This is a genomic window from Yeosuana marina, assembly GCF_011762485.1.
In the GTDB taxonomy this organism is placed as follows: domain Bacteria; phylum Bacteroidota; class Bacteroidia; order Flavobacteriales; family Flavobacteriaceae; genus Yeosuana; species Yeosuana marina.
Genome location: NZ_JAAKGI010000008.1, coordinates 17,191 through 33,767, shown reverse-complemented (window position 1 = coordinate 33,767; position 16,577 = coordinate 17,191). Strand labels below are relative to the sequence as shown.

Genomic DNA, 16,577 nt, shown 5'->3' with positions numbered 1-16,577 from the left:
TTTTTTGACCTCGCATTTGTGTACACTTTTGCCTTATGAATTTGAAAAAACGAGTATTTGCTCAAGGCAATCAAAATGGTAGGGAACTAATCCTAACCGCTGAGTCTAAAGAAGGCAAAGCGTATGTTAGAATTATTGGACGTATAGCCGATTGGAACGCTAATAATTCAAAAGAATTTCAGAGTAAAGTTGATGAGCTTGTAAAAACGCATAGTGAATGCGAGGTATATATTAACAGTCAAGGTGGTTCTGTATTTGAAGCTGCTGAAATCAACAATCAGTTAAAACGCTTTAAAACTGTTACCATAACTGTTGGTTCATTGGCTGCCAGTGCTGCTACTTATTTTATAGCATGCTATCCTACCACCGCTTCATTGAATAGCCAAATCATGATTCATAAACCATCTATTTATACAGGTGGAAATGAAGACCAAATTCAAAGTGATTTAAAGCTTCTTAAAAACGTAACTCAAGATTACTTAGCAAAATACAGTAAGAAAACAGGAAAAACCACAGCCGAAATTGAAGAATTGTGGAAAGCTGGTGATTACTGGATGAGTGCTACCGAAGCTAAAGCAGATGGCTTTATTGATTTTATAGATGATGAAGCTGAAGCTGTATTAACCTCTGAAGACATTTCAATATTGGAAGCCTGTGGAGCTCCCATTATTCCAAAAGTAACTGCCAATACAAAAACACAACATAAATCCAAAACTCAGATAATTATGAACAGAGAAGAATTGATTGCCTTTTTAGGGCTATCAGCCGATGCAACCGACGAACAAATCGAGGCTGCAAAAAGTGCGCTTAAAGTAGATGCGCTTAAACAACGCTCTCAAGCAGATGCGGACAAACAAAAAAACGAAACTGAAGCTAATGCAAAAGCTGAAAAGTTAGTAGATGATGCCATTGTTGCAAAAAAATTAACAGCAGACCAAAAAGAAACTTGGTTAGGATTGGCTAAAGCTGATTTTAATGGTACAGAAAAAGCATTAAATGCCATGGTAAGTAGAGAAAAGTTAAGTGCCAACTTAACATCTGCTGATGGATCTAACGATGCCTCAAGAGCAAAATGGACTTTAGAAGACTATTTGGAAAAAGACCCAGAAGCTTACGAAAAACTTAAAGCCGAAAAACCTAAAGAAGCTGAAGCATTAGAGGCAGCATACTTTGGTAAACAATAATTTAAACAGCAATTTAAACCCTTTTAAACACATGAAAAATATATCAAAATTCGCATTAGCAATTATTGCTATTGTATTAGTAACCATGGTTAGCCACGCATTTACAGGCTCAACAACTAGTGGTGTTACTATGGCAGTTACAACGGTAGCATTACCTATTAAAAACCAGTTAGCAGAAAAAGAGATGATCAAACAATTGCGCCATGAACATACATGGGCTAGTGAGATTCGCTCTAAACAAAGTTGGGTAAATAACGATACCATTAAAATTCCTAAACGTGGTGCAGCTCCAGCGGTGTTAATCAATAATACCAACTATCCTATTGTTAAGAATAATAGAGACGATAGCCATGTAGTTGTTGCATTAAACAAGTTTGACACTGAAAATACCATTGTTACTGAAGATGAACTATACGCTTTACCTTATGAAAAAGTAAGTGATGTTCAAAGTCAACATCGTGAAACTTTAGAAGATGAAACTATGGAGTACGGTCTATGGGGATTGGCACCTCAAGCAAATGACGAAGCCGAAAATCAATTTGTTTTAGAATCTACTGGTGAAGATGATGGTACAGGTCGTTTAAAACTTCAAACTAAAGATTTAAGAACCTTACAGTCTAAAATGAATAAGGCTGGTATTAATAAAAAAGGTAGAATCTTAATACTATGTGACGATCACGTTTCAGATTTATTAGAAGAAGATAGAAAATTCTATACCCAATATCACAACCAAATTGATGGTGTTGTAAGTGGAAAATACTATGGTTTTAAAATCTATGAAGATTCTACAACTCCTGAGTATGATGATACACTTTTAACAAAATTAGCTTATGGTTCTGTAACCGTTGGACGTAAATCGTCTGTGGTTTTCCATAAAGGAAGCACAGCTAAAGCTGTAGGAACTGTTAAGCGTTTTGCTAGAGCTGCATCCGAAGATCCAGAAAACAGAGAAAATACAGTAGGCTTCAGAGTATGGCACATTATCGTGGCATACGGTATAGAAGGTAGTGCTGCCATTATCTCTGGTAAAGCATAAAATTAGTCAATTCAATATGGCAGGCTGACTTACTGCAAGTAGCCTGCTCCCTTTTGGGGGATTAAAACAATACTCATGAAGTTAAGTGAACAGCAACGCATATTTACTAGAAACATAGCTAAACTTATTGTTTTTGCTTATCAGCATGGTTTAGAGTTAACTTTTGGTGAAGCTTACAGAACCAATGAACAACAACTTCTTTACGTTCAAACAGGAAAATCAAAAACAATGAACAGCAATCATTTAAGACGATTGGCTGTTGACTTTAATGTATTTGTAAATGGTAATCTAACCTATGATTGGGCAACTATAAAACCATTAGGTGATTATTGGAAAACATTGCACCCATTAAACAGATGGGGAGGCGACTGGAACAAAAATGACATTAAAGATGGCTTTATTGACTCACCACATTTTGAAATGAACGTATGAAGCCATTGGTAAAATACATAGTCATTTTATTACTGTTAAGCAGTTGCGGTGGCAGTAAGCTTGTAAGTTCCAAAACGGTTAAGGATGTTAAACGAGATTCTATAACAACCATAACCTACAAGCCCAAAAAGGACACGATTAGAATTAAGGCAGATAGTTTAAAGCTTTTAGTACCAATTAAAGACCTTACTGAAAAGCCAATAATCAAAACCTCTGAGAGTGGCAGAACCAAAGCTTCAGTTAGACAAGTAAACGGTACTGTAGAAGTACAGTGCTTTACTGAAGAGTACGAAGCTATTATTGAAAGTCAAGATAAAATTATTGAGACACTTTTAAAGATTACTCAGTCTCAAGATACTACCAATACGGTACAAGTAAAAGAATCGCCCTGGTACATGAAAGCCCTAGCCTTTATTGGCATTGCTTCGTTGATAGGATTCGTATTCACATTAATAAAATCAAAACCCTTTTAATTATGAAAAAAACATACAGCAAAGCTGAATTAGAAAAAAAGGCTCAGGACGTTTTTAAAGACTATCCAAAAGCCGACAAAGTATTTGCCACTACAGATGGTCAATTCTTTTTAGATGAAAACAGAGCCAACTTACACGCAGGTGCTAAAGGCAAAGTGATAGAAATTGCTAATGAAGACACTTCTGAAAGCAATGATACTAATAAACCAAAAAATGCTGAAGCTTTAATTACTGAAGCTAAAACCATTGAAACCATTGATTTGGTTGAATCGGCTAAAGATATTGAAGCAAAAGGCAAAAACAGAAGCACTGTAATTGCTGCTTATGATGCTAGAATTGCAGAATTAAAACCAGCTGAATAATGAGTTTTAAAGGAGTTAACATAAATAAACGAAAAGGTGGTTTAGGACGCAGAAATGCCAGTGAAGATAACATCTTCATATTGGCAGCTTGTATGCCTCTTACTGGAACTACCCTTACGGTTTACGAAGCTAAAAAGCTTTTACAGGCATCGGATGCTGAAGCTTTAGGTGTCAACGCTGCGTTTGATGCCAATGAAAGTGTACTGGTGTACAATGAAATATTTGAATTCTTTACGTATTGTCCAGATGGCGTATTGCATCTAATCCCTTGTGCTGAAGATTTAGCACCATCGGCTTTAGTGGCGTTGGATGCTTTTAAAACAGCCGTTCGTTCTGTGCCTGATGCTAAAGTCATTGGTGTTATGAATACCGTTACTGAAGTAATTGCTATTGATGATGAAGTTGAGCCTGTACAGGCTTTTGTAGATGCTTTAAAAGCTGAATTTAGATATATAGATGCCGTTATTTTAGAAGGTAAAGGAGAGGCAGCTGCTATTACACCTATTGCAAATTACCCAGACCTGCGTGCTAAAAATGCACCAAATGTTTCGGTAAGCATAGCGCAAGATCCTGCCATTGCATCTATGGATGCAGCATATACTAAATATGCATCTATTGGTTCGGTTTTGGGCATGCTGGCAGTTCGTCAAGTGAATGAAAATTTAGGATCGGTTGATATTCTAAATAAACCTGATGCGTTTAAAGGACGTGAAGACTTTCCTTTAACCATTGATGGCACCAGCATTTGGGAAGCCTCTCAATTATCTGATGGCAATCCGTTTGAAACACTGTCTGATGCTGATCAAAAATCATTAACCGATTCAGGATATATTTATGCAGGAAGTTTTAACGGCTATGGGGGTGTGTTTTTCAATAATGCACCAACCTGTGTGGAAAAAGCAGATGATTTTGCATACATAGAAAACAATCGGGTTTGGAATAAAGCCTCAAGATTGATACGTACCACATTAATACCAAAAGTACGTGGTATCGTTAAAAAGAACCCAACTACTGGTTTTATAAAATCATCAACCATATCAGACTGGAACTCTAGACTTAACAAAGCCTTAGAAACCATGATTACTGATAATGAAATTAGTGGCTTCGATTTTTACATTAATCCATCACAGGTATTGGCTGAAGATTCACCTTTAAAAGTGAAAGGACAACTAGTTGTTGATGGTATCGTGTTTGAATTTGATGTAGACCTAGGATTAACAGATAAATTATAACTATGACAACAGACGCAACAATAATTAACAGATTCGGTCAGATGACTGGTTGGAATAACATAGTTGTAAACTTGTTATCCAGAGATGTTGAAGGTATTACTGAGTTAAGCTATACCGATGAAACCAAAAAAGAGAACGCTTACGGTGGTGGTAAAATGCCCGTAGGACGTGGTGAAGGAAACTATGAAGCCAAAGCTTCTATTACGCTTTACAAAGAAGAAGTAGACGGTTTGCAAGGTGCATTACTTCCTGGTCAATACATTCAGGATATTTTACCTTTTGATATCAATGTTCAATATGAAAAGAAAGACGGATCTATTCAAAAAGACCGTATTCGTAACTGTGAGTTCATGAACAATGGTGTAGAGGTAAAAAACAACGATGGCACAATTTCAACAAAATTCGATTTAATTGTTTCACACATTGAGTGGAACGTAATTTAAGATAGATGATCAAAGATTTTCAAAAGTATAGCGACATCACTCCAGATATGAATCTGGAGTGGGAAGCTAAATATGGTAAAGACCGCATTGTAGATTTAGAAGTTGAAACCGCTTCAGGTAAAAACGTGAAGTTTGTTTTAAGAAAACCAAACAGAACCGTTATGGAAGCCATTGGTGAGCCAGCTTCAAAAGGCAATGTAGCAAAAGTGAATCAAATCTTTATAGCTAACTGTGTGCTTGGTGGTGACATGGAAGCTTTGGAAAACGATGGCGATGTTTACGCTGAAGTGTTATCGCAGATCGTAGAACTTACCTCTAAAGCAAAAAGTAAGGTAAAAAAGCGTTAGACCTCTACAAACTTGAGGTCGATGACACAGCCGACGATCACCAATTTATAAGTAAAGTCAATGCGCTTTTACGGAGTCACTATCACATAGAACCAGAGTCCTTATCTGACGATGAATGGGCAAAACTCTATCAAGAATATGCCTACGTAAAAGCGATTGATTTTAAGAACCTATCTAAAATAATTGAAACTGCAAGTAAAAAAGCATTGGCTGACATCTTAAGTCAGCTATTTAAAGGATAATAATGGCAGGAAGCTCTACAACTACACAATGGATTCTTGAACTTATGGATAAGGTAACTGCGCCCATGCGTAAAATTGCCAAATCCAGTGAAGTTACAGAGCGTGCTATTGGTATGGTAGACAGCAAGATTGACCGCCTTAAGACCCAAAGCAAATCATTTTCAAATACTATTGCAAAGCTTGGTCTTGGCGTATCTTTATTAGCAACTCTTAGTGCTGGAGCTAAAGGCTTCATACAGTTTGAGGACTCCATGGCAGTTGCCAATACCATGGCAAATAAAAGTGGGGCAGATTATGAAAAACTGCAATCACAAATAAAAGGCATTGCTGAAGTAGTACCAACAGCTCGTGAAGAAATAGCCAAAGGGCTTTATGAAACCATATCTGCTGGAGTTCCTGAAAACAATTGGGTTCAATTTTTACAAGACAGTTCTAAAGCTGCAATTGCTGGTCAAGCTCAAGTAGGCACAGTTGTAGGTGCTACATCCACCATTATAAAAAACTACGGTAAACAATGGGATGAAGCTTTGAGCATTCAAGATAAATTCCAACGTACCGTTAAGCTTGGACAAATTCCAAGTTTAGAAGCTTTGGCAGAATCCTTACCAAGGGTTACAGCTGTAGCAGCTAAATTGAACGTTACAGAAAATGAACTTCTTGGAACATTTGCAACCGCATCAGGTCCGATGGGTTCTACCTCTGAAGTGGCCACGCAGTTAAATGCAACCTTAAATGCCATGCTCAAGCCTAGTGCTGAAGCTACTGATGCCGCAAAAAAACTAGGCATTGCTTTTGATGCGAAATCAATCACTCGTGCAGGTGGTTTACAAAACTACATTAACGAGTTGATGCCTCGTATTGAAGCCTTCAGTAAACAAACAGGCGTTAATCAAGAAGAGCTTGTAGGTAAACTTTTTGGAAGTCAAGAAGCCATTAAACTTGTTTTAGGACTTGGTGGTGAACTGGGAGCGAGCTGGAGTAAAAATACAGCTGAAGTTACATCTGCAACTGGAGATGTTCAAACGGCTTTTGGCACAATGGCACAAACCACCAAGGCACAAATGCAGTTAGCTAAAAATAGCTTTAACAATGCCATGGATGAAATGATGGTTGCAGCCCAACCAACATTAATGAAGCTTTTACAAGTTGGTCAATCCGTGTTTAAAATGGTTGGTCATTTTATGAAAGCCAATCCAACACTAACAAAATTTGTAACCGTTGGAGCGTTGGTTTCAGCAGCTTTAGGTGTAGGTATCATCATGTTCAATTACGCATCTATTCAAGTAAGGTTGTTTAATCTAAACCTGAAGAAACTCATACTATCACAAAAACTACAAGCAGTTTGGACTAAAATAGTAACCGCAGCACAATGGTTATGGAATGCAGCTATGGATGCCAATCCTATAGGTATTGTAATAGCAGCTATTGCAGCACTGGTAGCTATAGTTATGTACGCTTGGAATAAGTTTGGTTGGTTTAGAGGTGCTATTTATGCTACATGGGAAGCTATTAAAGGCTTTGCCGTGGCAATAAAGGACTTGGTTATAAACCGAATAAAAGAAATGCTTTCAGGTATTACAGGAATAGGAAAAACATTGATGCTATTCTTTAAAGGCGATTGGAAAGCAGCTTGGGAAACTGGTAAAAAAGCGGTTAGCGATTTAACAGGCATTGGTGGTGATGCACAAAAGAAATTTGTCAACGATATGAAAGGTGTTGGCAATAAAGCTGCTACTGCCTATCATGAAGGTGTTGCTGAAGTTGATGCCAAAAAGAAAAAGAAAAAAGAAACAACAGGGTTAAGTTTAGGTTCTGTATTACCTAACACAACTCCAGAAGTTGACACTAAAAATCTAACCAATTTTGCAGGTAATGCTACTGGTAATTTAGATACTTCAGGTGGTAACACAAACGGCTTAAAAGGTGCTGGTAAAGAAGCTGGTAAAACCGTTACTATGAATTTAGACATAAAAAACTATTTCAACATTGATGGTAACTGGCGCAATGACATTGACAAAATAGCCGATGCTGTAACAGGCAAGATTAACGATAGATTAAGAGACTCCCTTATAAGTTTATAATGAGCAATTTTAAACCCGACATATCACAACTTTTTAACCTTGCTTTCGGATTCATTCCTGTAAGGTATGCGAGTGATTCTTTCTCTGTACAACCTAGTGCCGATGCAAACTATCAATCCATTCCAACAAAACCCATTGAGGACGTTAAGAAAATGAGTTGGATGGGAACGCCTGTGATGTTTCCAATGAAGTTTAAAGGTGGTTCATACCAGTATTATAAACCTTCAGGAGTTTTAGATCAGAAACGATTAAACGATTTTGAATTGCCTCATGCCAGTGTAGCAGATTTTAGACGTGCCAAAAACATAACCAAAACCAATGTGTTAGGAAGCAACGGCACTGTAAAAGAGATCTATGGTTTTGATGATTGGCAAATTCGCATCCGTGGTTTGTGTTTAGATACACCAAATCTATCGGCTTACGAACAGCATAAACAATTATTAAAATGGGAAGAAATTGCAGATAGCATTGAAGTTATTGGCGCACTGTTTAAAGATAAAAGCATTTATAGATTAACCATTGAAGACTTTGATTTTAAACAACCTCAAGGAAAACAAAATGTGATTCCTTTTGAAATTACAGCTAGTAGTGATGAACCTTTAGAATTGGTTTTATGACACTGGCAATGAACGCTCATATTTCCTTTCCTGAATACAATGGCCGGAAAGACATGATAATAAAAAAAGTTTCTTCAGTAGAGATTGAAAGCAGTTTCAAGCTATTAACTGATAAGGCAATCATAACGTTGCCTAGAAACGTAAAGTTCTTTGATAAAAATAAAGTTCGTGAAGTATTCAGACGTGGAGCTCCAGTCATTATAACTCTAGGTTACAATGGTGAATACATAAAAGAGTTTGAAGGTTACATTTCTCAAGTATCAGCAAGCATTCCCATCCAAATCACTTGTCAAGACGAAATGTGGAAGCTTAAACAGTTGCCAGTAAACGTGAGCTTTAAATCTGTCAGCCTTAAAAAGCTTTTGGAAACCATTGCACCAAACTATTCGGTTGATGCTTTAGAAGGTGTGGAACTGGGTGGTGTACGGTTTGCAAACACTAATGTAGCAGCGGTTTTGGATAAACTCCAAAATGACCCATACAACCTATTCAGCTACATGAAAGGTAAGCAGTTGGTTTGTGGCAAATATTACAGCGATGATAGTAATGAAGAAACCCTAAACTTCCATTTAGAGCGCAATGCCGTTAGTAACGATTTAAACTATAGAAATGCTGAAGACATCATTTTAAAGGTAAAAGGCATTTCAGTTCTGAAGGATGGAAAAAAGATTGAAGTAGAGATTGGCGATGATGGAGGCGACACCTACCAACTAACCTATTACAATATTGCCGTAAAAGCTGAAGTGCAAAAGTTGCTTGAGAAAGATTATGAAACCAAAAAGCGTGGAGGGTTCGATGGCAGTTTTACAGGCTTTGGAACGCCTTCAGTAACCCACGGATTGAAATTAAAGTTAGAGAGTGGTTTATACCCAGAGCGATCAGGAATTTATTATATAGAAGCGGTTAAAAAAACCTTTGGTAAATCTGGTTACAGGCAGGAAATAACATTAGGAGGCGCATTGTTATGAAAAGTAAAGGAAGCGAAATACAGGAATTTGGACAATTATTGTCCAAAACAATGAACTCTAAAACCAAAGTGCAAACCCATTGGGCAATGGTTACTGAAGTAGATTGGGAAAACAAGACCATGACCGTAAAAGGATTGGTTGACGATTTAGAGTTTTATGATGTGCTTTTAGGCTTAAGTTCCTTTTACAGAAAACCCAAAGTAGGTGCAAAATGCTTAATAGGTGTTATTCTAAACCAAGAAGCCTCAACCTTCTTGATAGACTGTGAAGCGTTTGAAGAAGCCGTTTGGACAACTGAAGAAGCCGAACTAAAAATAAAAGACCAGGGCTTTTCCGTAAAGGTAGGAAATGAGAGCCTTAAAGAGATACTTAACGATTACATAGACGAAGTAAACAAGATAAAAGTAATATACGGTAACACGATAAATGTAGCTGCAACCACAGCCATTAAACAGCGTTTAAATACCGTTTTAATAGAATAATAAGTATGCCAATAAGTCAAGCGCAATTAGCAGCAAAAATAAAAGCAGCTATGGAGTTTAATAGTGATGATCCTACTGTGGATATACCAGCAGCTCGTCAACATTTTGCTGATGAACTTGCTGAGGCTATAGCTCAATTTACAGTTGGTAGAGAAACCACGGTTACGGGAACATCGGCAACTGGAGGTGCGGTAGCTGGAACTGGCATTATTAAAGCAACGCCATAATGGAACAGGATATTTTATTAGATGATAACGACGATTTAATTATTGAGAATGGCGATTTCAAAATAGGAGAAAGCCTCACTCAAGATGTTGGTTTGATTTTAAGAATGAACCAAGGCGAATTAAAAGAAGATCCTTTACTGGGTGCAAACTTAATTCAGTTAATAAAAAGTAATGTAGATGATGATGAGCTTCAAACACGGGTAAAGCTTCATTTGCAACGAGACGGGAAAGATTATGAAGCCCTTAAAGATTATATACAATTGAAACGAAACACACAATGAAAACATTAAATTTTTTATTCAACGGCTTTGGCTTTGAAAACTTAAACGATTTTAAAATTAGCACTTTTGGTTATATGATAGGTACTAAAGTCATTACATGGTCTTTAATTATTGGCATTGTTGAATCTTTTTTTCAAAATTACTTTGGCATACCTCTGTTGGTTCTAGGCGCATTTGTTTTGCTTAACATTCTAGAATTTAATACAGGAATTGCTGTATCAAAGAAAAACAAACAAATTATACAATCACGTAAAATGGGTCGTATGTTCTTAAAAGTAGGCGTATATCTTACCATATTGTTTATTCTTCAAAGCTTTAAAATGGGATTGCATTTCCCTAAAGTTATGGATTATGAAATAGATCCTTTCATTCTATTGTATTGGTCATTTCTATCAGGAGTAATTTATCAACTATTTAAAAGCTTGCTTGAAAACTTAGAAGGTTTGGGCTATCAAGAGGCAACTGGTATTTTAGGTTATATCACTAGAAAATTTGGAACTAATTTTAAAAACCCTGAATAATTGGAAGTTCGAGTTAAATACAAACAAAGTCTATTGGACATCGCTATTCAGCAATATGGAAGCATTGCTGAAGCTTTTGTGTTGGCTGTTGAAAACAACTTGAGTGTTACCGATATTATTGTTCCTGGTACTATCATAAACATACCCGTTTTAGAAGCATCAAACCCAGAGGTTCAAACCTATTACAGCAAAAAGCAAATAAAGCCTTCAACTGCTTTATCATCAATAGATTTAGTAAGCATTGAGAATACAGATCCATGCGACTTATGTAAACTCTTTAAATAATTTTAAAAGAAATGAAACAAGCACTAAATATTTTAATAGCATACCTTACATGCACCGACCCAATAATACAAAACAAATGGCTTAATCTATTAAGTAGCTTTTGGCATAAAGATTCGGGTTGGTTATTAAAATCTATAACGGCTCAATCTGGCGGTTATAAATTTACCATTGTAGATAGTGATGGTAATGAGGTGGATCACATCATAAGCGTACCTGCATTACCCAACAGTCAACCTATAAGTTATATTCAAGATCTGCAAACCACTTTAGATAATAAAGTGGATAAAGCAGCTGGAAAAGGCTTAAGTACAAACGATTTTACCACCGCTTTAAAAACCAAACTGGATGGTTTGGTAAACTATGTGCATCCTGAGTTTCATCAAATAAGTGAGATTGAAGATTTACAAACACTATTAGATACCTTTGCTGTTTATGATGATTTGGCATTGGTAGCCAAAACCAACGATTATAATGATTTGCAAAACAAGCCTCTGTTTAAAGTTGTTGAAAACGAATATGCAGACATGGCAGCTTTATACGCAGACCAAGGCAATCAAACCGATGCGTTTATACAATTTGTTACAGATGCCAGCGCACATCCAAATGTTGATTCTGGTAGTGCTTATTTTGAATATTTGGGCAGTGTTATTGGTGACGAAAACGATTATAGATTGTTGACTGGTACTGAAAGTTCTGCTTTATCAACTTCAATAACACAAACCAAACAGATTACCAATAACGGTGAAGACGGTTCTAGCAGATATATACAAGAATCCGAAATCTCACAAATATCCCTTCAAGCTCCTTTTTTAGAAGAGCTTATCCCCGATACCTACTTACCAAGTACCACAGGAAACTTTATACTTAAAGGGGCTTATTTTATACCCGCAATGTGTAATGGTGAGATTCCTAATGCCATTCAAATAAGTGGAGGCGATAACGTTATCAATTACTGCACTTTTATAAATGATAATGAGATATGTGTTAATTTAACAACCAGTGCGACTGACGGACTTTACGATGTTACTTTAAATAATGGGGTTTCTTCAACATTTGTAGGCGTTTTGCAGGTTATTAATGGTACGGTTTATGAACCTACAAATGATGATTGGACATTCTTAACAGGAGGACATCCAGATGTTAGTGAAGTCGGAGCCGTATCTTTAACTAATTTTGGAACTTTACAGACAGTAAAATGGAACAAAGCACTAGATTATACTAAAGATTTTAAAGTTTTATTTAGGTATAAAAGAAGTGTCCTAGGCATACAGTCAGCAGACACTAGAACTAATTTACTTAAATTGGGTTCAGCTAGTGATAGCTCATGGTATCAAACAGAGTTTCAATTTCAACAGGCTGGTGCAAGTTGGAATAATATGGTTTACTTAGACACAAGCGACCAAGGACTAAAAAGTAAGTCACTAGGTATTGTGCCATCTGGCACACCTATTGTTGATAGAATCCCAGCTTTTGAGGATGCAATTTTTGAGTTTAGGTATTTGTCTGGTGTAATGTATTACTATGTAAATGACATATTAGTACACCAATCTACTAGAGTTATTACTGAGGATATGTATTTATATGTTACAGTACAAGAACAGGACTTTGAGAGCATAAAATACATAGACCTTTCAGACACAGGCGGAGCTTTAGCAGACAGACGAACAAAACTATCTACATTAAACATAGACTCTATTGATTTAAGTTCTATTCCAGAGTATGCAGATGATACAGCAGCAGCATCTGGTGGTTTAGATGTAGGTCAAGGTTATATAAATAGTTCTACAGGTGCTTTACAAAAAAGACTAGCTTAAATATAATATTATGGCAATCCCAACACAACAAGAAATAAAGGCTCAAATCCTCACAGAAAAAGCCAACTACATTAGTTTAGATACCTTGAATAGTACCAGTAAAGTATCCATATTTGGTATATGGGCAGGTATTGTGGCAACGGTAATTTGGACACTCTACGTGTTTTTTGATTTGTTCACTCAAGAAATAAACACCAAAATAAAGGAGCAAAAAAAATACTCATTGCTTTGGTACAGAAATAGAGCTTTAGAGTTTCGCTATGGCCAGCAAATAATTAATGACGAATATACCGATGATGGCTATACCGAAGAAGAAATTGAAGCCATGAAAGTCATTAAACGTGCAGCTGTAATTGAATTAGAACTCAATAATAGAAAACACTTGTATATTAAAGTTGCCACTGAAGATGAAAATGGCGATTTAGCACCAGTACCCAATGAAGTTAAAGCAGCTTTAGAAGTATATTATTCAGACCCCGAACATGGAGTTAAAGCTGCTGGAACTAAAATAATCATCTATACCGATGAAGCTGATGATTTAAAGTTAAATATAGATTTCTTTTACAATCCTTTGGTATTGGATGAAAATGGTTCTCGTATAGATGGAACCTCAAACACACCAGTTCAAGATGTAGTAAGAGACTATTTAAAGAATTTGAAATTTAACGGTGAATTCAATATTGCTAAGTTGGAAGACTTATTACAGGATGTTGATGGCTGTAGCAACCGTGAAGCTTACATAAGGCTTTGTGAGGCTAATTATTTAACACCATCTGCCTTTATAGCCATTAGTGATAGTTATGTGGCAAACAGCGGTTATATGGTGGTTACAGACTACAATCTAAACATTAATTTCATTCCAAAACCTGAAGTATTGTAATGGATAAAGTATTCAACATAAAATTTAATGAATACATCGTGCATTTATTGCCCATTGCTTTGCGTAAAACACGGTTGGTACATTGGTTGCTTTGCCAAATAAAGCCATTACAGAGCTTACATAGTAAGTTTATGGGATTACGTACTGATGCCATTTATAAAATAGAGCATACACCACAAGTTTACAGCATGGTAAATGTGTTTAATGATACTTTTGATATTGGTTTAAGGCGTATAAGAATTGTGGACGGCATTTATAAAAGTCCTGTTTACTTTTTTGAGCCTGAAGAAACCGCTCCAGTACATTTTTATGAACCTGAAGAAGATAAGGCAGTTTACTTCTACGAACCTGATGAACTCAAGCTTTTAGATGTAGATTTTATTGTATTGTTACCATTTGGATTGAATTTAACAGATTCCGAAATGATTCGCTTAAGGGCATTGTGCGATTTTTACAGAAGCCCAGACAAAACATACGAAATACGTTATACCGATGAATAAATTTGAAGTACAAGGCAGTGGCTTTCCTGCCGATAATAGAACATGGCGTTTTATACGTGATATGATAAATACCGTTCATGAGCTTACGGCTTTTGGAGGCAATAACTACATTCTTAAAGGATGTGAAGACGATAATGGCGTTATAGCCGATGGCTTTATTGTTTTGGATGGTGAGTTGTTGCCGTTTCAAGGTGGTGCATTAGCTGCCGAAATAACCATTGATGAAACCGTTGATGCTGTAACCTATTTAGAAGACATCAATCCAGCCGATGGTCAAGGCGATGATAAGAACGCTTATTTTACACGCTTTGCTAGATTTGGTAACGATGGAGTTGCAACCTTTCAGTGGGCAGATTTAGAGCGTTTAAATCCATTATTGGAAATACAAAGGCGTTTAGTTCCAAAAAAATCAGCAATACCATACTGGGGTCTTGAAGCTGATTTAGATGCTGGTTGGGTATTATGCAATGAGGCTAATAATGCAACTTATGGAATCCCTGACTTATCTGGAATGTTCATAGTAGGTTTAGATCCTAATGATGGAGACTATGATACAATTGGAAAACAAGGAGGTTTAAAAGAAGTGGCTATTAATGAAGCGCAAATGCCAGCACATAATCATATAGGAAATACAAATAATGGAGGTTCTCACTACCATCTATATCCTGGTGATGATAGATTAGAAGATCATGGAGCTATTAGGCAAAGTAATATAAATTATGATGCAGATTCAGGAGGCGGCAATGGCGCTATTTACAGAACTAGCACAGATGGAAATCATAGCCATACACTAACAACGAATAATAAAGGGGGAGGTTTAGCCCATGAAAACAGACCGCCATATTATACCATGGCTTACATTACGTATGTAGGAGTGCTGTAAAAAGCCCTCCAGTATATTAAAAAATCTCTTACCACTTTTTAACAACATAGCCCGAACGGGACTGGAGGACATAAGTCTTTCAGCGTTCGGGCTATAGTATTATTTTAAGTGATAAGAGATAACAAATATACAATTAAATATGAATTTAAAAACGCCAACTAGCTATTATGGAGGCAAACAAAACCTTGTAACCACCATATTGCCATTAATACCAAAACACAAGCTTTATGCTGAAGTATTTGTAGGTGGTGGTGCTATCTTTTGGGCAAAACAACCCAGTGAAGTAGAAGTTATTAATGACACCAACAGAGAGCTAATCAACTTTTATGAAGTTGTACAAAACGAATTTGTTGAGCTTGAAAAGATGATACGTATTAGCTTGCATTCACGGTCGTTATTCAATGATGCTTTAGTAATTTACCAAAACCCTCACATGTTTAGTCGCATACAGCGTGCTTGGGCTGTATGGGCGCAAGCAGCTCAAAGTTTCAGCTCAATGTTGGACGGTTCTTGGGGTTATGATAAAGCAAAAGGCACAACTAGTCAAAAGATAACTAATAAAAGAGATGCGTTTACCATTGATTATGCTATTCGTATTCAAAATGTTCAGATTGAGTGTACAGATGCCTTGCGTATTATAAGCTCTAGAGATACTGAAGATTCTTTTTTCTATTGTGATCCACCTTATTTTAATAGTGATTGTGGTCATTATGACGGCTATACAAGGGAAGACTTTGAAATGCTTTTAAAAACGCTCTCAGGCATCAAAGGAAAGTTTTTAATGAGTAGTTATCCAAGCGACATTTTAACTGAATATACTAAGCAATGCGGTTGGCATACTATGAAGCTGGAGCAATCAGTTAGTGTGGCTAATAACACAGGTAAGCCTCAAAAGAAGAAGATTGAAGTATTAACAGCCAACTACGACCTAACCAACCCTAACTATGATTTAACACTGTTTTAATACTGTTTAAAGAGTGTTTTAGTTCTGTTTATTTATGTACATTTGATGAAATTAATGTACAATTTGATTTCAGATTATGTACAATTTGATTTCACGATTATAATATATGCAAAAACAAATAAATTTTGTTTTTAAATAGCTCTTTTTAACTTTAGTGTACAATTCACGAAGAAAAAGGATAATAAATCTTATGTTTCTATAGAGCATTTCGAAGCTTAGTAAATAAGAGTATCTGAAAGAATAAACCCTTTCTGAAAACAGGAGGTTTTTTTTGTTTTATAAAAATATTTAGTTAATGTTAAACAAATGTAAATTAAACTTTT

General features: G+C 36.2%; 21 protein-coding genes. All 21 read left to right on the top strand.

What is annotated here, in order from left to right; all coding sequences use genetic code 11:
- Positions 1-35 precede the first annotated feature (35 nt).
- The 21 genes from G5V56_RS10310 (at position 36) to G5V56_RS10210 (ending at position 16,254) form a co-directional block, all read left to right on the top strand.
- Positions 36-1,184 (top strand): Clp protease ClpP, encoded by a 1,149-nt coding sequence (locus G5V56_RS10310; protein ID WP_166964626.1) that lies wholly within the window; start codon positions 36-38, stop codon positions 1,182-1,184.
- Between the two features lie 31 nt (positions 1,185-1,215).
- Entirely contained in the window at positions 1,216-2,220 is a 1,005-nt protein-coding gene (locus G5V56_RS10305) for a hypothetical protein (RefSeq protein WP_166964617.1), read from the top strand.
- Positions 2,221-2,295: 75 nt separating this feature from the next.
- On the top strand, positions 2,296-2,652 hold the full coding sequence (locus G5V56_RS10300) for a M15 family metallopeptidase (RefSeq protein WP_166964615.1): 357 nt from the start codon (positions 2,296-2,298) through the stop codon (positions 2,650-2,652).
- A complete protein-coding gene (locus G5V56_RS10295; protein WP_166964613.1) occupies positions 2,649-3,125 on the top strand; it encodes a hypothetical protein in 477 nt (158 codons plus the stop codon). Before G5V56_RS10300 ends, G5V56_RS10295 begins: the two co-directional genes overlap by 4 nt.
- Positions 3,126-3,127: 2 nt before the next feature.
- Positions 3,128-3,487, top strand: coding sequence for a hypothetical protein (locus G5V56_RS10290; RefSeq protein WP_166964611.1), 360 nt, complete (start codon positions 3,128-3,130; stop codon positions 3,485-3,487).
- Positions 3,487-4,719, top strand: a complete 1,233-nt coding sequence (locus G5V56_RS10285; protein ID WP_166964609.1) for a DUF2586 family protein — start codon at positions 3,487-3,489, stop codon at positions 4,717-4,719. Before G5V56_RS10290 ends, G5V56_RS10285 begins: the two co-directional genes overlap by 1 nt.
- Positions 4,720-4,721: 2 nt before the next feature.
- A complete protein-coding gene (locus tag G5V56_RS10280) occupies positions 4,722-5,162 on the top strand; it encodes a hypothetical protein (protein WP_166964607.1) in 441 nt (146 codons plus the stop codon).
- 5 nt (positions 5,163-5,167) lie between these two features.
- On the top strand, positions 5,168-5,509 hold the full coding sequence (locus G5V56_RS10275) for a hypothetical protein (RefSeq protein ID WP_166964605.1): 342 nt from the start codon (positions 5,168-5,170) through the stop codon (positions 5,507-5,509).
- Positions 5,510-5,753: 244 nt separating this feature from the next.
- Positions 5,754-7,832, top strand: a complete 2,079-nt coding sequence (locus tag G5V56_RS10270; RefSeq protein ID WP_166964603.1) for a phage tail tape measure protein — start codon at positions 5,754-5,756, stop codon at positions 7,830-7,832.
- Positions 7,832-8,449: a DUF6046 domain-containing protein gene (locus tag G5V56_RS10265; RefSeq protein ID WP_166964601.1), complete on the top strand. Its 618-nt coding sequence runs from the start codon at positions 7,832-7,834 to the stop codon at positions 8,447-8,449. The genes G5V56_RS10270 and G5V56_RS10265 overlap by 1 nt, the downstream gene beginning before the upstream one ends.
- Positions 8,450-8,457: 8 nt before the next feature.
- Complete coding sequence (locus G5V56_RS10260; protein ID WP_166964599.1) at positions 8,458-9,417, top strand: hypothetical protein; 960 nt, start codon at positions 8,458-8,460, stop codon at positions 9,415-9,417.
- Entirely contained in the window at positions 9,414-9,899 is a 486-nt protein-coding gene (locus tag G5V56_RS10255; RefSeq protein ID WP_166964597.1) for a hypothetical protein, read from the top strand. The genes G5V56_RS10260 and G5V56_RS10255 overlap by 4 nt, the downstream gene beginning before the upstream one ends.
- A 5-nt stretch (positions 9,900-9,904) precedes the next feature.
- Entirely contained in the window at positions 9,905-10,126 is a 222-nt protein-coding gene (locus tag G5V56_RS10250; protein ID WP_166964595.1) for a hypothetical protein, read from the top strand.
- The gene (locus tag G5V56_RS10245; protein WP_166964593.1) at positions 10,126-10,407 is read left to right on the top strand and encodes a hypothetical protein; all 282 of its coding nucleotides are present in this window, start codon (positions 10,126-10,128) and stop codon (positions 10,405-10,407) included. Before G5V56_RS10250 ends, G5V56_RS10245 begins: the two co-directional genes overlap by 1 nt.
- On the top strand, positions 10,404-10,928 hold the full coding sequence (locus G5V56_RS10240; protein ID WP_166964591.1) for a phage holin family protein: 525 nt from the start codon (positions 10,404-10,406) through the stop codon (positions 10,926-10,928). The genes G5V56_RS10245 and G5V56_RS10240 overlap by 4 nt, the downstream gene beginning before the upstream one ends.
- Complete coding sequence (locus G5V56_RS10235) at positions 10,929-11,213, top strand: hypothetical protein (RefSeq protein ID WP_166964589.1); 285 nt, start codon at positions 10,929-10,931, stop codon at positions 11,211-11,213. It begins immediately after the preceding gene.
- 11 nt (positions 11,214-11,224) lie between these two features.
- Positions 11,225-13,027, top strand: coding sequence for a hypothetical protein (locus G5V56_RS10230; RefSeq protein ID WP_166964587.1), 1,803 nt, complete (start codon positions 11,225-11,227; stop codon positions 13,025-13,027).
- A 10-nt stretch (positions 13,028-13,037) separates the two neighbouring features.
- Positions 13,038-13,907 (top strand): hypothetical protein, encoded by an 870-nt coding sequence (locus G5V56_RS10225; RefSeq protein WP_166964585.1) that lies wholly within the window; start codon positions 13,038-13,040, stop codon positions 13,905-13,907.
- Positions 13,907-14,407, top strand: a complete 501-nt coding sequence (locus G5V56_RS10220) for a hypothetical protein (RefSeq protein ID WP_166964583.1) — start codon at positions 13,907-13,909, stop codon at positions 14,405-14,407. Before G5V56_RS10225 ends, G5V56_RS10220 begins: the two co-directional genes overlap by 1 nt.
- Complete coding sequence (locus tag G5V56_RS10215; RefSeq protein ID WP_166964581.1) at positions 14,400-15,290, top strand: phage baseplate protein; 891 nt, start codon at positions 14,400-14,402, stop codon at positions 15,288-15,290. Before G5V56_RS10220 ends, G5V56_RS10215 begins: the two co-directional genes overlap by 8 nt.
- A 139-nt stretch (positions 15,291-15,429) precedes the next feature.
- The gene (locus G5V56_RS10210; RefSeq protein WP_166964579.1) at positions 15,430-16,254 is read left to right on the top strand and encodes a DNA adenine methylase; all 825 of its coding nucleotides are present in this window, start codon (positions 15,430-15,432) and stop codon (positions 16,252-16,254) included.
- The last annotated feature ends 323 nt before the right edge of the window (positions 16,255-16,577 follow it).

Excerpts from the sequence above, each read along its gene's own strand:
- G5V56_RS10265 (WP_166964601.1), top strand. The coding sequence starts at position 7,832 with ATGAGCAATTTTAAACCCGACATATCACAACTTTTTAACCTTGCTTTC.
- G5V56_RS10215 (WP_166964581.1), top strand. The coding sequence starts at position 14,400 with ATGAATAAATTTGAAGTACAAGGCAGTGGCTTTCCTGCCGATAATAGA.
- G5V56_RS10255 (WP_166964597.1), top strand. The coding sequence starts at position 9,414 with ATGAAAAGTAAAGGAAGCGAAATACAGGAATTTGGACAATTATTGTCC.
- G5V56_RS10220 (WP_166964583.1), top strand. The coding sequence starts at position 13,907 with ATGGATAAAGTATTCAACATAAAATTTAATGAATACATCGTGCATTTA.
- G5V56_RS10290 (WP_166964611.1), top strand. The coding sequence starts at position 3,128 with ATGAAAAAAACATACAGCAAAGCTGAATTAGAAAAAAAGGCTCAGGAC.
- G5V56_RS10275 (WP_166964605.1), top strand. The coding sequence starts at position 5,168 with ATGATCAAAGATTTTCAAAAGTATAGCGACATCACTCCAGATATGAAT.
- G5V56_RS10245 (WP_166964593.1), top strand. The coding sequence starts at position 10,126 with ATGGAACAGGATATTTTATTAGATGATAACGACGATTTAATTATTGAG.
- G5V56_RS10240 (WP_166964591.1), top strand. The coding sequence starts at position 10,404 with ATGAAAACATTAAATTTTTTATTCAACGGCTTTGGCTTTGAAAACTTA.
- G5V56_RS10210 (WP_166964579.1), top strand. The coding sequence starts at position 15,430 with ATGAATTTAAAAACGCCAACTAGCTATTATGGAGGCAAACAAAACCTT.
- G5V56_RS10230 (WP_166964587.1), top strand. The coding sequence starts at position 11,225 with ATGAAACAAGCACTAAATATTTTAATAGCATACCTTACATGCACCGAC.
- G5V56_RS10225 (WP_166964585.1), top strand. The coding sequence starts at position 13,038 with ATGGCAATCCCAACACAACAAGAAATAAAGGCTCAAATCCTCACAGAA.
- G5V56_RS10260 (WP_166964599.1), top strand. The coding sequence starts at position 8,458 with ATGAACGCTCATATTTCCTTTCCTGAATACAATGGCCGGAAAGACATG.
- G5V56_RS10305 (WP_166964617.1), top strand. The coding sequence starts at position 1,216 with ATGAAAAATATATCAAAATTCGCATTAGCAATTATTGCTATTGTATTA.
- G5V56_RS10285 (WP_166964609.1), top strand. The coding sequence starts at position 3,487 with ATGAGTTTTAAAGGAGTTAACATAAATAAACGAAAAGGTGGTTTAGGA.
- G5V56_RS10270 (WP_166964603.1), top strand. The coding sequence starts at position 5,754 with ATGGCAGGAAGCTCTACAACTACACAATGGATTCTTGAACTTATGGAT.
- G5V56_RS10300 (WP_166964615.1), top strand. The coding sequence starts at position 2,296 with ATGAAGTTAAGTGAACAGCAACGCATATTTACTAGAAACATAGCTAAA.
- G5V56_RS10280 (WP_166964607.1), top strand. The coding sequence starts at position 4,722 with ATGACAACAGACGCAACAATAATTAACAGATTCGGTCAGATGACTGGT.
- G5V56_RS10250 (WP_166964595.1), top strand. The coding sequence starts at position 9,905 with ATGCCAATAAGTCAAGCGCAATTAGCAGCAAAAATAAAAGCAGCTATG.
- G5V56_RS10310 (WP_166964626.1), top strand. The coding sequence starts at position 36 with ATGAATTTGAAAAAACGAGTATTTGCTCAAGGCAATCAAAATGGTAGG.
- G5V56_RS10295 (WP_166964613.1), top strand. The coding sequence starts at position 2,649 with ATGAAGCCATTGGTAAAATACATAGTCATTTTATTACTGTTAAGCAGT.